The organism is Streptomyces sp. NBC_01622, from assembly GCF_045209635.1.
Classification (GTDB): domain Bacteria; phylum Actinomycetota; class Actinomycetes; order Streptomycetales; family Streptomycetaceae; genus Streptomyces.
This window is the reverse complement of sequence record NZ_CP109293.1, coordinates 10,571,830-10,586,720: the sequence shown is the minus strand read 5'-3', so window position 1 is coordinate 10,586,720 and position 14,891 is coordinate 10,571,830. Positions and strand designations below refer to the sequence as shown.

General features: G+C 71.5%; 9 protein-coding genes. 5 read left to right on the top strand and 4 right to left on the bottom strand.

Features of this window, described 5'->3' with window-relative positions; translation table 11 throughout:
* Window positions 1-28: 28 nt before the first annotated feature.
* Both OH768_RS48915 and OH768_RS48910 read right to left on the bottom strand, forming a co-directional pair.
* Window positions 29-2,272 carry a glycoside hydrolase family 9 protein gene (locus OH768_RS48915; protein WP_406463640.1) on the bottom strand — a complete coding sequence of 748 codons (2,244 nt, stop codon included), beginning with the start codon at window positions 2,270-2,272 and terminating at the stop codon, window positions 29-31.
* 157 nt (window positions 2,273-2,429) lie between these two features.
* Window positions 2,430-5,528, bottom strand: a complete 3,099-nt coding sequence (locus tag OH768_RS48910) for a glycoside hydrolase family 2 TIM barrel-domain containing protein (protein ID WP_406463639.1) — start codon at window positions 5,526-5,528, stop codon at window positions 2,430-2,432.
* Between the two features lie 255 nt (window positions 5,529-5,783).
* On the opposite strand from OH768_RS48910, the gene OH768_RS48905 reads away from it, so the two are divergent.
* Window positions 5,784-8,159, top strand: coding sequence for a SpoIIE family protein phosphatase (locus OH768_RS48905; RefSeq protein WP_406463638.1), 2,376 nt, complete (start codon window positions 5,784-5,786; stop codon window positions 8,157-8,159).
* Between the two features lie 6 nt (window positions 8,160-8,165).
* Here the strand turns inward: OH768_RS48905 and OH768_RS48900 are convergent, their stop codons facing one another.
* Window positions 8,166-8,717 (bottom strand): RNA polymerase sigma factor, encoded by a 552-nt coding sequence (locus OH768_RS48900; RefSeq protein WP_406463636.1) that lies wholly within the window; start codon window positions 8,715-8,717, stop codon window positions 8,166-8,168.
* A 46-nt stretch (window positions 8,718-8,763) separates the two neighbouring features.
* Between OH768_RS48900 and OH768_RS48895 the strand changes: the two genes are divergently transcribed.
* The 4 genes from OH768_RS48895 (at window position 8,764) to OH768_RS48880 (ending at window position 12,784) form a co-directional block, all read left to right on the top strand.
* Window positions 8,764-10,137 (top strand): serine/threonine-protein kinase, encoded by a 1,374-nt coding sequence (locus OH768_RS48895; RefSeq protein ID WP_406463634.1) that lies wholly within the window; start codon window positions 8,764-8,766, stop codon window positions 10,135-10,137.
* Between the two features lie 113 nt (window positions 10,138-10,250).
* Window positions 10,251-10,952, top strand: a complete 702-nt coding sequence (locus OH768_RS48890) for a DUF4232 domain-containing protein (RefSeq protein WP_406463633.1) — start codon at window positions 10,251-10,253, stop codon at window positions 10,950-10,952.
* 70 nt (window positions 10,953-11,022) lie between these two features.
* Entirely contained in the window at window positions 11,023-12,273 is a 1,251-nt protein-coding gene (locus tag OH768_RS48885; RefSeq protein ID WP_406465743.1) for an arsenic transporter, read from the top strand.
* Window positions 12,274-12,289: 16 nt separating this feature from the next.
* Window positions 12,290-12,784 carry a universal stress protein gene (locus tag OH768_RS48880; protein WP_406463631.1) on the top strand — a complete coding sequence of 165 codons (495 nt, stop codon included), beginning with the start codon at window positions 12,290-12,292 and terminating at the stop codon, window positions 12,782-12,784.
* A 3-nt stretch (window positions 12,785-12,787) separates the two neighbouring features.
* Here the strand turns inward: OH768_RS48880 and OH768_RS48875 are convergent, their stop codons facing one another.
* The gene (locus tag OH768_RS48875) at window positions 12,788-14,593 is read right to left on the bottom strand and encodes a ricin-type beta-trefoil lectin domain protein (protein WP_406463629.1); all 1,806 of its coding nucleotides are present in this window, start codon (window positions 14,591-14,593) and stop codon (window positions 12,788-12,790) included.
* Window positions 14,594-14,891: the final 298 nt, after the last annotated feature.

Sequence of the window (14,891 nt, the reverse complement as noted above, 5' to 3'; positions counted from 1 at the left end):
GACTTCGGCGAACCCGCTCATGGGTGGATCACCCCTGATCCGCCGCGAACGAGGCCATCCAGGCCAGCGCCGCGTTCCAGTTCACCGCCGTCTCGTTCGTCGACCACGACTGGATGTCGTCGATGTAGCAGAACTGGCCGACGCAGCCCGTGAGTTTGCTCTGTGCGTAGGGGTCCTGGATGGACGAGTTGGGGCCGCCCGCCAGGGTTCCGTTCGGTGGGTTCGGGAGGCTGGGGTCGAGCTCGTGGGCGTACCAACGGCTGTGCTCGTTGTGGGAGTTGGCCTCGCCGTAGCCGGTGACGTACGACATGTTGAGGGCGTTGCGGCCGAGGATGTAGTCCATGCTCTGGAGTGCGCCGTCACGGTATTTCGCGGCGCCGGTGAGGTCGTACGCGGTGGCGATGACGTGCGCGTTGTTGAGGATCTGGCTGTTGGAGCCCCAGTCGTAGAGGTTGCCGGGCGGTGCGTACGGCATGCCGTAGGGCTGGCTCCGCAGCGTGGCCAGGTAGGTGTCCGCGCCCCCGGTCACCGACCGGCGGAGCTTGTCGCGGCCGGGCAGCCGGCTGGGGACGGTGGCGAGGTCGAGTCGGCCGAGGGCCGCCGTCCGCGCCCAGTCGAAGCCGAGGCTGCCGAAGATGTCGGCGGTGTTGAGGGGCGAGTCGACGACGTGGTCGGCGAACTGCCGTTCCCCCGTGGTGAGATACAGCTCGGCCGCCGCCCAGTAGAACTCGTCGGTGGCGTTGTCGTCGGGGTAGGCGCCGCCGCCGGTGCCGTCGTTCGGGTCCGGGTACACCGTGGGGTGTGCGAGCGCCGCCGCCCAGGCCTTCCGCGCCGCCTTGAGCGCCTTCGCCGCGAACTCCCGGTCGTAGGGCCGGTAGAGGCGAGCCGCCTGCGCCGCCGTGGCCGCCAGGTTCAGCGTCGCCTGCGTGGTCGGCGCGTGCAGTTCGCGCTTCTGCGGGTCCTGGCTCGGCAGCAGCGGCAGTCCGGTCCACTGCTCGTCGTGGACCTTGTCGTGGGCCATGCCCGCCAGCGGCTGACCGTCCGGCACCTGCATCTTCAGCAGGAACTCCAGCTCCCAGCGCGCCTCGTCGAGCACGTCCGGCACCTTGTTGCCGCTCTCCGGGATGGCGAGGGTTCCGTCGCGCAGCTTCGCGGGCTGTCCGGTGCGGGCCAGCAGCGAGCGTTCGTAGGTGCTCAGCAACTCCCAGGTGGAGACACCGCCGTTGATGACGTACTTGCCGTGGTCCCCCGCGTCGTACCAGCCACCGGTGACGTCAAGTGTGTAGTCGCACAGGCCGGGTTGGCAGGGCACATTGGCGTCGCCCTGGTTGGGGGCGACGTTCAGGTGACCGGCCGGGCGGGCGTACCCGGGGCGCAGGTCGTCACGTATCGCGACGCCGCTGCGCTGCGTGTAGTAGTACTTCAACGAGTCGAGCCGCAACCGCTCGTAGGCGGCGGTCCCGATGTCGAAGGGCCGGCTCGTCTCGCCGTCCGCCACCAGCGTGAAGCCCTCACCGCGCCCCCGGTACGAACCGAAGTCGATGGACTGCACGTTCTGCCCGGACGCCACGTCGGTGCCACGCGGCACGGTCCGCCCGTGCGCGACCACCGCTCCCGCCGCGTTCCTCAACACCCAGGGCAGCACCGCCGTCGACGCGGTGACCAGCGTCGCGTTCTTCGGCCCGCCCGGCAGATACGCGACCTGGTTGACCCGCACACGGGGTCCGGTGTCCGGCTCGTACACCTCCGGCGGCACACCGCCCAGCAAGGACACGTCGTCCATGCAGAAGTGCCAGCCCTCCGCACTCCCGCCGACTTGGAAGGCGACCTGCCCCTGTGTGGTGTCGACGGGCGAAGTGAACGTGTACACGGAGGAGTTGCCCGACGTACTCAGCTCGGGACTGATCTCGTAGTAGGTGTCGTACGGCGCCACGGACAGCCCGACAATCGCCCGCACCACATGCCCCTCGGGCGAACCCGACGCCGTGAAGGCGAACTTGTACGACTCGCCCTTGACCAGCGTGATGTCGTTCTGGCCGACGGCGGCGTCCCAGCGGTTGGTCGTGCCGCCGGGGACGTCCGCGCAGAGCTGTCCGTCGGACAGGCCCGCGGTGACGTTGCTCGTCGTCCACCAGGGTGCGGTGGTGGTGTCGAAGGTGCCGTTCCTGACCTGTTCGACCTCGTCGGCTCCGGCCGGGGCCGCCGGCAGGGCGATGAGGGCCGCCGCGAGGAGGGCCGTGGCGGCGAGCAGGGTCGTTCTGCGTCGTTTCACGTCTGGGCTCCTCGGAGAGGCAGGGGCAGACTCCAGACACACGGTGGGAGCGCTCCCAGGTGCACGGGACGCTGGCCATGCTGTTCGAGACATGACATCCCGTCAACGGTCCGGACAGGCCAGATTCCCGTCCGGACCGCGATCGAGCACCTGCCCCCTATCCGGCGGGAGCCTCCAACTTGCTGATCCGCACCGCCCCTTGGGCCACCCCTGGACGGCTACTCGTCAAAGTGAGCCGCAGCCGGGAGCCGCGCACGGCGTCGAAGGTGACGACGGTCGGGCTGTCCGAGGCCGTGGCCCAGTCGACGGCCGTTCCCTCGACCGGCACCCACCCACCGCCGTCCCACACCGCGACCGCGACCGCCGCGGGCAGACTGTGTGTCGCGTCCACGGTGAACGACACCTCCACCCGGTCGAAGGACCGCGCCCTCCCCCAGTCCACCGACACCCAGTCCTTCGCGCGGGCACCGCTGAAGGCGGGCAGCAGGGCCGTTGCCGACTTGGCGAAGGCGTTGGACCAGCCGGTGGCCGGATCGCCGTCGAGTACGGCGGCCGGGAGGGTGTCGGGGCGGCCCGAGTAACTGGCGTCCGCCGCAGGGTAGTTCGGGGGCGCCGGGTGGTCGGCCTCGAAGTGCTGCGCCGGGGTCGCGGCCACGTCCCGGGCGGGTGTCGTGCGGACGGTCACCGTGCCCGTCCGCAGGCCTTCCGCACGGGCCGTCACCTTCAGCGCGCCCGCCCGTGTCCCGGACCGGACGATCGCAAGTGCCTTGCCGTGGAAGGCGGTTCGGGTGCTCGCCTGGTAGCGCTCGGCGCTCTCCTCCCGCCCGTTGTCCAGCCCGGCCAGGGAACCGCCCGTCACGTCGAAGGCGATCAGGTCCTCGGCGTCCGGCAGCACGGCCCCATGGGCGTCGACGATCTCCGCGGTCACGAAGACCAGCGAACGGCCGTCCGCGGCAAGGGACTTGCGGTCGGCCGTGAGGCGCACGGCATGCGCGGCGCCCGCGGTGCGCAGCACGTCCGTCGCCACCTGCCTGCCGCCGCTGCTCGCCACCGCCTTCAACTCGCCCGGCTCGTACGGCACTTTCCAGCCGAGGTGGAGTTTGCCCGCGCTGCCGTTCGGGCTCGTGTAACTGCCCGGGTAGGGGCCGGTAGCGAAGGTCTTGTCGTCGCCGGTGGCCTCGGTGGTCTCCAGGTAGGTGCGGCCGTCGGTGGTCTTCTTGGTGTCGAACGTCCGCGTGCCGAGGGACTTTCCGTTGAGGAACAGCTCGACGGTGTCGACGTTGGCGTAGGCCCAGACCTCGACCGTGTCGCCCGGCTCGTGGTTCCAGGTCATCGGCACCAGATGGACCATGGGTTCATCGACCCACTGGCTGCGGAAAAGGTGGTACATGTCCTTCGGGAAGCCCGCCGTGTCGACGGCGCCGAAGAAGGACGCCTTGACCGGGAATTCGTTGTACGGCGTGGGCTCCCCGATGTAGTCGATGCCGGACCACAGGAACTGGCCCGCGAACCACTTCCGGTCGCGGTCCTTCTTGTGCCCGTACTCGCCGCTCATCGTCCAGGAGGCGAGGTTGTTGTCGTAGGACGAGGTCGCGCGTCTGCCCGGGGTGTGGTTCTCGCCGGTGTTGAGGTGTTCCGGCTCCTGGTAGGTGGACCGGGTCGAGGTCTCGGAGGAGGACTCCGACTCGAAGAGGAACAGGTGCGGATAGGCGGCGTGCAGGGCGTCGACGGACTTGGCGGTGTTGTAGTTGAGGCCCAGACCGTCCAGCTTGGCGAGCATGAGGTCGGCGGCGGAGCCCTTGGCCGGTACGGAGTGGTACTTGTCGGAGCCGATGACCACGGGCCGGCTGTCGTCGGCCGCCTTGACGGCGCCGATGATGCGGTCGGCCATGGCCAGCCCGGCGGTGGAGGTCGAGTCGGGGATCTCGTTGCCGATGGACCAGAGCACCACGGCGGGCGAGTTGCGGGCGGCGAGGACCATCTCGGTGGCGTCCTTCTCGCACCAGTCGTCGAAGAAGCGGTGGTAGTCGTAGGTCGTCTTGCCGGTGTGCCAGCAGTCGAAGGCCTCGACCATCATCACGATGCCCAACTCCTCGCAGGCCTGGACGATCTGCGGCGAGGGCGGGTTGTGGGAGGTGCGGAAGGCGTTGACGCCCATCGACTTCATGATGCTCAACTGCCTGCGCACGGCGTCGAGGCTGATCGCGGAGCCGAGGGCGCCCTGGTCGTGGTGGAGGTCGACTCCCTTGATCTTGGTGGGGGTTCCGTTGAGGGAGAAGCCCTCGTCGGGATCGAAGCGGTAGCTGCGGATGCCGAAGGTCGTGCGGTACGTGTCGACCGGCTTGCCGCCCACTCGCAGTTCGGTCTCCAGCGTGTAGCGGTGGTCCGGAGTCTCGATGTCCCACAACTCGGGCTTGGGGACGGTGAGTTCATGGGTCCCGGTACCGCGGTCGGCGACACTCGCCGTGGAGGTGGCGCGAGCCACGGTCCGGCCGCCGGGGTCGACGATCCGCGATCCGATCTCGACCTCGCTCGCGGCGCCCGACTCGTTCAGCACGGACGTCCGCACGCGGACGACGGCCCGCTCGGCGGTGATGTCCGGCGTCGTGACGTACGTCCCCCGGCGTTCGACGTGCACCGGCTCGGTGATCACCAGCCGGGCCTCGCGGTAGATGCCGCTGCCCGAGTACCAGCGGCTGCTGGGCAGTTGGTTCTGCACCTTCACGGCGACGACGTTCTCCGTGCTGCCGTCGGTGTGCGCCAGGCCGGTGAGGTCGAAGGCGAACCCCGTGTATCCGTAGGGATGTCGGCCGACCTGCGTGCCGTTGCAGTAGACGTACGAGTCCATGTAGACGCCGTCGAACTCCACCGAGATCCGCTTGCCCGCGAAGGCCGGCGGCAGCGTGAAGGCGATCCGGTACCAGCCGAGGCCGCCGGGGAAGAAACCGGTGCCGCTGGTGGTGCCGTTCGCCGTGGTGGGGGTCTGTTCGATGCTCCAGTCGTGCGGGACCGCGACCTCGCGCCAGGCCGAGTCGTCGTAGTCCGGCGCGGCGGCGTCCGCGTAGGCGCCGGTCGGGTCGGTGATCCCGCCCGGGTCGACCAGCGCGAAACGCCAGCCGTCCCGCAGCGCGACGGTGTGGCGGCCGGCCGCGCCCGCCGTGGCGCCGGCGGCGCGTGCGGCCGGGGCGGCCAGGAGTGACACGGCCGTCGGCGCGGCCGTAGAGGCAATCAAAACCGATCTGCGAGTGACCGTCATGGCGGCTCTCCCTCATCAGGGCCCAGAAGTACTCACAACTGATCGTGACCGAACAGATTCTGACGGAGTGCCACGCCGGGCCTCAAGGGTGCGGGGGCGGCCACCCGTCCCGTGCGGCACTTCGACCGGTTTTCCCCCTTGACCGCCTTACTCCCCGGGCCTGGGGGTTCTCGTCCGCGCGGGACTGTGACGCACTAGGCTGGAACACAAGTGGCGTGGTTGTTCACTGTGAGTGCGCGCGATGGAGTGGCGACGATGAGTCCGGTCTACCCGTTCGACGATGCCGCGACGGCGCGGGTTGTCATCGACGATGCCGGAACTCTGGTGAAGTGGAACGAGGGGGCACAGCGGCTCCTCGGCCACACCGCGGGCGAGGTCGTGGGCCGGCCGGCCGTACGGCTGCTGGCCGGTGGCACCGGGGCCCTCCCGGTTCCCACCAGTGCCCGCTGGGACGGCACGGTCACGTTGTGGCACCGGGACGGGCGGGCCGTGCCGGTGTGGCTGCTGGCCCACCATCGGCGCCCCCGGGACGGCGGGACGGGCGACTGGCTCGTCGTGACACCGCTGGAGGGCGGCGGCCCGCGCGCCGACGAGGACCACCTCGCGACCGCGGCACTGACCCAGTCGCCGTGCGCCATCGCGGTCTACGACGAGCACCTGCGGCTGAGCCGGGTCAACGACGCGATGGCCGAGGTGATCGGTCTGCCCGAGGAGCGCATCCAGGGCCTGCGGATCACCGAGATCGGCGGCAAGACGCAGAGCGCGGAGCTGGAGCAGTACATGCTGCGCGTGCTCACCTCCGGCACCGCCCAGGACTTCCAGATCTACATGCGCACCGGCGGCGAGGACGCCGCCCACTCCTGGCTGGCCCGGATGGCGCCGATCACCGACACCGAGGGCCGAGTGCGGGGCGTGTGTCTGGCCGCGCACGACTTCACCGAGAACTACCTGGCGCGCGAGCGGCTGCAACTCGTCAACGAGGCGAGCGTCCGCATCGGCACCACCCTCGACGTCACCCGTACGGCCCAGGAGCTCGCGGATGTCTGCGTGCCGGCCCTGGCCGACTTCGTCAGCATCGACCTGCTGGACCCTCAGGAGCACGGCGGTGAGCTCCCGACGGCGATCACCGCGCCGGTGCGGCTGCGCCGGGCCGCGCACACCTCGGTGCAGCAGGGCAGCCCCGAGGCCGTCGCCAAGCCGGGCCAGTCGGACCTGTACCCCGCCCAGTCCCCGCAGGCCGACGCGCTGGTCACGGGCCGCACCCTGGTGGCCTCGGGCCGGGACCTCGAACTCTGGCTGGCCTGGGACAGAACCCGCACCAGGCGCGTCCAGGAGTACGGCATCCACTCCTCGATGGCGGTACCGATCCAGGCCCGGGGCGTGACCCTCGGCGTGGCGGTCCTGACCCGGTACCGGCGCATCGACCCGTTCACCGAGGACGACGTGCTGCTGGCCGAGGAGGTCACGGCCCGCGCCGCCGTCTGCATCGACAACGCCCGCCGCTTCTCCCGCGAACGCGAGACCGCGCTCGCCCTCCAGCGCAGCCTGCTCCCCCGCAAACTGCCACACACGGCCGCCCTGGAGGCCGCCTCGCGCTATCTGCCGGCGGCGCGTGCCGGGGTCGGCGGCGACTGGTTCGACGTGATCCCCCTGTCCGGGATGCGGGTCGCCATGGTCGTAGGCGACGTCGTCGGCCACGGCATCCAGGCCTCCGCCACCATGGGCCGGCTGCGCACGGCCGTCCGCACCCTCGCCGACATCGACCTGGCCCCGGACGAGCTGCTGACCCACCTGGACGACCTGGTCGTACGGCTGTCAGCGGAGGCCGGCGGCGAGGGCAGCCCGGGCGAGGTGGGCGCGACCTGCCTGTACGCGGTGTACGACCCGGTGTCCCGGCGCTGCGCGCTGGCCCGCGCCGGACATCCACCGCCGATCATGATCCGGCCCGGCGGCCCGCCCGAGCACATCGACCTGCCCGCGGGGCCGCCGCTCGGCCTGGGCGGACTGCCCTTCGAGTCGGCCGAGTTCGAGCTGCCCGAGGGCACCGTGCTCGCGCTGTACACCGACGGGCTGACCGAGAACCGGGAGCGGGACCTCGACGACAGTCACCGGCTGCTGTTCGACGCGCTGTACGCCTCCTCGGACTCCCTGGACGAGACCTGCGACCGGATCCTGCACGCCGTGCTCCCGCCGGGCGGTGCCGCCGACGACGTCGCCCTGCTGCTGGCCCGCACCCAGGGCCTGCCCGCCGAGCAGGTCTCCACCTGGGACATCCCGGCCGACCCGTCGCTGGTCGCCCCGATCCGCAAGCAGGTCGTCGAGCAGCTCGACACCTGGAACCTCAGCGAGGCCGGGTTCACGGCCGAGCTGGTGGTGAGCGAACTGGTCACCAACGCCATCCGCTACGGCGCGCGCCCCATCCGGCTCCGGCTCATCCATGACGCGGCCACGCTGATCTGCGAGGTGTCCGACACCAACCACACGGCCCCGCATCTGCGTCGCGCCAAGACCTGGGACGAGGGCGGGCGCGGGCTGCTGCTGGTCGCACAGCTCACCCAGCGCTGGGGCAGCCGGCACACGGCCGACGGCAAGACGATCTGGGCGGAGTTGTCCGTCTTCGACGAGGTCTGAGCCGGGTCAGGAGAGGTCGGTGAGCCAGGGTCTGACCTGGCGGCGGGCCTCGTGCAGCCGGGACTTGAGCGTGCCGAGCGGGATGCCGAGGCGCTCGGCGATCTCGGCGTACTCCAGCTTGCAGATGTCCCGGTACACCAGCGGTTCGACCAGGTGCGGGGACTCCCGCTCAAGGCGCTCGATCGCCTCCAGGAGGTCGATCTTCGACCCGGCGATCACACTCGTGGTGCGCGGGTCGACATGCTGCGTGACATCGATCACGGCCGGCTGCTCGGCGGCCCGCCGCTTCAGCTCGCGGTACTTCTGCCGGGCGCCGTTGGCGACGACCGTGTAGAGCCAGGTGCTGAAGAGGCTGCGGCCCTCGAACGTGCCGATCTTCCGGGCGACTTGCAGCAGTACGTCCTGTGCGGCCTCCTCGGCGTCCTCCCGGCACGGCAGGAAGCGCCCGCACCGCCGTACCACGTCGGGCTGGATCGACCTGAGCAGCGCGTCGAGAGCGGCCGGGTCACCGGCTGCCGCGCGCCTGGCCAGCTCCTCGGTCGGCGCCGTGTCCTGCACTGGATCCACTCCTCCGCCTCGATCTCCGAGCAGGCATGATAGTCCCATGCACTACGTCGAACAGATCGGCCGCTACCGCCTTGAACGCCGCCTGGGCAGCGGCGCGTTCGGCACGGTCTGGCTCGCGCACGACGACGAGCTCGAAGCCCCGGTGGCCGTGAAGGTCCTCGCCGAGAACTGGGCGCACCGCATGGACATCCGCGAGCGCTTCCTCTCCGAGGCCCGGCTGCTGCGCAGGGCCGGTTCGAACCGGGTGGTGCAGGTCTACGACATCGGTGAACTGCCCGACGGACGGCCGTACTTCGTGATGGAGTACGCCGACGCAGGCACCTTCGCCGATCTGCTCGCCGCCGGTCCGCTGCCCGTGCCCGAGGTGCTGCGGCTGACCGCGCTGGCCGCCCGGGGCGCCGCCGCGCTGCACGAGGCGGGGATCGTGCACCGGGACATCAAGCCGACCAATGTGCTGCTGCGCACCGCCCCGGACGGCACCGCGCGGGTCCTGCTCGCCGACCTGGGCCTGGCGAAGAGCCTGGCGCAGGCCTCGGGTCTCACCCTGGCCGCGGGTTCGGCGGGCTATCAGCCGCCGGAGCAGGCCCAGCCCGGCTCGGGCATCGACGAGCGGGCCGATGTGTACAGCCTGGGCGCGCTCGGCTACGAGCTGGCCACCGGCACGGTTGCGGGAGCGCCCGGTCAGGTCGTACGGCCGGACCGGCTGCGGCCCGACCTCTCCCCCGAGGTGCAGCGGGCCCTGCTGCGGGCGCTGGCGCCGGACCGCGAGCGGCGCTGGCCGACGGCGCGGGCGTTCGCGGAGGAGCTGGAGCGGCTGGCCGCCGAGGCCGCCCCGGTGCACAGGCCGCGCGGCCGGCACCGGGGGGTCGCGCTGATGGCGGGGCTGTTCGTCGTCGTGGCCGCAGGGGCGGGTGTCGCGGTGCTCAACCTGCCGTTCACGTCCGGGAGTTCGGTACTGACGGTCAAGGACAGCACCGGGCGGGTGGTGGTCGAGGTGCCGGGCTCCTGGGCCCGTCAGCTGCGCGACGCGGGCTGGGATCCGCACTCGATCGGGCTGACGGCCGCGCAGGAACCGGGGCTGGCCGTCGCCGACGACCTGGCGAAGTGGCCGGACCTCTCGGCGGACGTGAACGGCGTGTTCGTCGGGCTGAGCGAACACGGCAGCGTGGCGACCCGGGTGGACGGCATCGCCCACTCCGGCTGCCACTACGACGGCAGCCGCGCCTACTCCAGCGCCACCTGGCGCGGCACGATCCGCACCTGGAGCGACTGCTCGGGCGCCACGGGCACCCTCTCGGAGACGGCGCTGCGCCTGGTGGGCGGCGCCGCGCAGCCCCAGGTGTATGTCCAGATACGGCAGCACAGCGGTGACGCGACGGCGCGCATACTGCGCTCGCTCCGGGTCACCTGATCCACTGTCGTAAGAAATGTCGTCGATCCCGCGAACCTTTCGGTGCGCGCGCGCATCGGACCCCCGTGACAGCGCGCGAGGCGCTGTGGGGTGAACTTCCAGGAGTGTTGAAGATGGCGAACACATCCCAGTCCCTGCGCCGGGCGGCCCTGCTCGTGAGCGCGGTCGCCGTACTGGGCCTGACGACGGCCTGCGGCGACGGGAGCGGCACGGTGAGCAGCCCGCAGACCCAGTCGGGTACGGCCGCGCCCGCCGGCGGCGACCCCTCGGCCGACGGGTCCGGCACGGCGGTCTCCTCGTCGAGCGGCAGTGACACCGCCACCGGTTCGAACTCGGCCTCCACTCCGTCGGGTTCCTCCACGTCCGCCTCGTCCGGCTCCGGCGTCACCAGCGGCAGCCGGTGCCACACCTCCGAGCTGAAGGCCACGGTGGGCGGCAACGACCCGGGCGCCGGGCAGGAGAACTTCCCCATCGTCCTCACCAACGCCTCCGGCCGTACCTGCACGGTGCGCGGCTATCCCGGCGCCGCGTTCGTGAACGCGTCCGGCACCCAGCTGGGCCCGGACCCCGTGCGCGAGACGGGCAGCACCGCCACCACGGTCACGCTGAAGCCGGGGCAGAGCGCCTGGGCGGGGCTGACCTTCTCCAACCCGGAGATCAGCGGCGCGAAGACGGCGACCCCGACCACGCTGGTGGTGACCCCGCCCGACGAGAAGGACCCGCTGAAGGTGAAGTGGACGGCCGGCGCGGTGCCCGTGTCGGGCAACTCGTCCTCGGTGCGGCTGACGGTGTTCAGCGCGGGCACGGGCGCCTGAGCGCGGGCTTCGCGGCGCGGCCTGGTTACATGGGGCGGGCACCGCTGCCCGCGTCCCGGAGGACCGTCCACTGAACACCCCGCTCGCCGAAACCCTGTCCGTCGTCCTGCTCGTCGCCGTCCTCGTGTGGGCCGTCGTCCGTCCCTTCGGCTGGCCGGAGGCGGTGATGGCGGTCCCGGCCGCCGGGATCGCCGTGGCCACCGGGGCGATCTCGCTGGACCACGCGCGGGCGGAGGCCGAGCGGCTGGGGCCGGTGGTCGGGTTCCTGGCCGCGGTCCTGGTGCTGGCCCACTTCTGCGATGTGGAGGGCCTGTTCCGGGCCTGCGGGGCGTGGATGGCCGAGTGGGCGAAGGGCAGCCCGGGCCGGCTGCTGACGGCGGTGTTCGCGCTGGCCTCCGCGATCACGGCCGTACTCAGCCTCGACGCCACCATCGTGCTGCTGACGCCGGTCGTGTTCGCGACGGCGTCCCGGATGGGCGTGCGCCCCAAGCCGCACGTCTACGCGTGCACGCATCTGTCGAACACGGCCTCGCTGCTGCTGCCGGTCTCCAACCTCACGAACCTCCTCGCGTTCGCGGCGAGCGGCCTGAGCTTCACCCGGTTCGCCGGGCTGATGGCGCTGCCCTGGCTGGTCGCGATCGGCGCCGAGTATCTGGTCTTCCGGAAGTTCTTCGCCCGCGACCTGGCGGCGGCCGCGCCCTCGCCGGCCTCCGGCGACCCGCCCGAGCTGCCGGTGTTCGCGCTGGTGACCGTCGCCTGCACCCTCGCCGGGTTCGTGCTGACCTCGGCGATCGGCATCGCCCCGGCGTGGGCCGCGTTCGCGGGGGCGCTCGTCATGGCCGGCCGGGGGCTCCTGCGGCGGCAGGCGACCCCGCTGACCGTCGTGCGGGCCGCCGCGCCGTCCTTCCTGGCGTTCGTGCTGGCGCTCGGCATCGTGGTGCGGGCGGTGGTGGACAACGGGCTCTCCGACGCGCTCGGGCATGTCCTGCCCGGCGGGACCGGGATCGCGGCCCTGCTCGGGATCGCCGCGCTGGCCGCCGTACTGGCGAATCTCATCAACAATCTGCCGGCCGTGCTGGTCCTGCTGCCGCTGACCGCGCAGTCCGGGCCGGGGGCCGTGCTCGCCGTGCTGCTCGGGGTGAACATCGGGCCGAACCTGACCTACGCCGGGTCGCTCGCGACGCTGCTGTGGCGGCGGATCGTGCATCAGCACGAACACGGCGTGGATCTCAAGGAGTTCACGAAGCTGGGGCTGCTCGCCGTGCCGTCGGCGCTCGTCCCGGCGACGGTGGCACTGTGGGTGTCGCTCCAGGTTCTCTGACACCGAGGGAGGCCGAATGCGTGTGATCGCCTGGCTGGTCGAGGGCACCTGGCCCGCCTGTGTGGACGCCGTACGGACGCATGCGCCGGAGGATTCCGAGGTCGTGCTGCTGCATGTCAGCGGGCCGGACGTGCCCGGGCTCGCGCACGGGGCGTTCGCCGGGCTGCTCGGGCGGGGTGGTGGTCCGGCGCGTGATCCCGGGACCCGGCTGGAGGATCTGGGCAGCACGTCGGCGGCACAGCTGCTGGATGCGGCGGCCGAGCGGCTGGGGCGGCCGTGCGAACGGCTGGAGCGGGCCGGACGGGTCGAGCGGGAGGTGGTGGCCGCCGCCGGGGACGCCGATCTGCTGGTGCTGGCCCGTGACGGCGACCGGGCCCGGCTGGGCCCGCACAGTCTGGGGCCCGCCGTCCGGTTCGCCGTCGATCACGCGCCCTGTCCGGTGCTGCTGGTGTGGCCGGAGGCGGCGCCGGGCATCGCCACCCTGCCGCCTCCTCCAACGCCGCACCACTGAGGTTCAGTGGCCGCCGTGATAGCCGCCGCCGTACCCGCCACCGCCGTATCCGCCGCCTCCGGACCAACCGCCCTGGCCGCCGCCCGAGCAGTAGGACGGGTAGTAGTCGCAGTAGTCCGTCGGGGACGACGTCGTCGGCGTGGACTGCGGGGTCGACGCGGTCGGCGTCGGGGTGGGCGTGGCCGACGGCGTCTTCGAGGGCGTCGGGACGGCCTTCTTGGTGGTGGCGGTCGGCGAGTCGCTGCTGTCGGTGTCCCAGTTGACGACCTGCATCTGCGGGTCGGCCTTGGACGTGTCGAAGACCCAGCGCTGCGCCGTGCCGTCCGCCCGGGTCTTCAGGACGAGCGCGCCGCCGCCGTCGGTGGAGGCGGGGGTCATCGCCTGGTCCTGGTTCCAGCGCGGTACGAGGATGCCCTGCAGGGTGAAGTCGTAGCGGATGTTCTTCGCGGTCGCCGAGGACGCGCTCGTGCAGGGGGCGAGCTGCACCTCGTAGGCGAGGTGCGAGTCGAGGCACAGGCCGGGGTCGGCGGTGCTGCGCAGCTGTCCGTCGGTCTCGTACGACCACTGCTGGCCGGCCGACGACGAGCAGGTCTGCAGTTCGGCCTCGGCGCCCTTGAGGGGCTTGTTGCCCTCGATGCCGATGCACAGGCCGGAGTCCACGTTGTGCAGCCGGCCGCTGAGCGTGCCCTGCGTGGTGTCGTTGGCGCCGACCCAGGAGGGGTTGGCGGACTCCTTGCCGGTGCCGGACGCCCCGGTGGCCTGGTTCTCGGTCGTGCTCTTGGCGCCGCCGGAGCCGCCGGCGGACCACAGGACGAGCGGGAGGACGACCAGTCCGCTCACGGTGAGCACGGCCGCGGTGAGGTTGCGGCGGCGGACGCGGCGGGCCGCCTTGTGGGCCGATCTGAGTTCGCCGCGGCGCGGGCCGGGGCCCAGGGCGAGTTCGGTCGAGGCGGACGACACCTGCGCGGGCAGGTTGCGGCTGCCGGCCCTGACCTCCAGGTAGGCGCGTGCGCCCCAGCCGAGCACCGCTTCGGCGAGCGCCACGCCGAGTCCGGCGTTGAACTGGTTGAGCTGGTCGGCGGTGTGCCGGCAGTGCTTGCAGACCGTGAGGTGCATGCCGAGGTCCGGGTCGACCTCCGCGCCGCCGCGCCGGAAGGTGACGTCCAGCAGCCGTATGTAGAGCTGGCACTCGTCGTCGTGGGCGAGTTCGCGGTGGACCAGGAGGCATTCCTCGCGCAACCGGACGACGGCGCGGCCGAGTTCGATGCGGGCGCCCTCCTCGTCGAGGCCGACGAGTCCGGCGGCTATCGCGGCCGGCTCGTTCTCGACCTCAAGGTGCCACAGCAGGGTGCGGGCGGTCTGGGGCAGCCGCTGGAACGCCCGGGAGAGCAGGCGCCGTTCGGGCACCGGGAGCAGCCGGGCGGCGACGCGGTCGCCGTCGCCGGCCGCCGAGCGCAGGTCCGGGTGGAGCATTTCCTGCCGGCGGTCGGTGTCCCATTCCGCGGCGATACGGCGGACGGTGACCAGTACCTGAGGTCGCCAGGCCGCGGTCGGTCCGGACTGCCGCAGGGATTCCCCGAAGAGCCGGGTGAAAGCGGCCGTGGTGAGCATTCCGGCGTGGTGCGGCCCGTCGGTGCACAGCCCCGCATAGGCGAAGGCGGCTTCCCAGTGCCGGTCCAGCAGTTCGCCGACCGGTTGCAGCGCTGGCGTCGTCCCCGTCCACTTCTTCAGCTCGGCGCTGAGCTGCTCGTCGGTCACTTCGAAGTGGTGAGCGGAAGTCGGGGAATTCGAGGGACCTGGGTCCGTCACGGCTGCATTCCTCCAGGTGAAACGCGGAATATAGTCCATACCGGCGGGTATGCGACTGTGCCGACGAGCCGACAGGGTCCGCCCGTCCGATTGATGGCATCTCCAACATCCGCCTGGGGCAGCTCTTTTGAAGCAAGGGGGTGGCGTGCGGGAGCGGCCTCGTGCGTGCAGAGGGGAATCATCTAATGTCCGCACGCCGACAGGCACACCTTTGCACAGGTCAGCGAGACGGAACAAGGTCTTCCACGGTTTTGTGCATTGCGTTCCGGCGCCCTCCATTTGACGATTCGTCAATGGG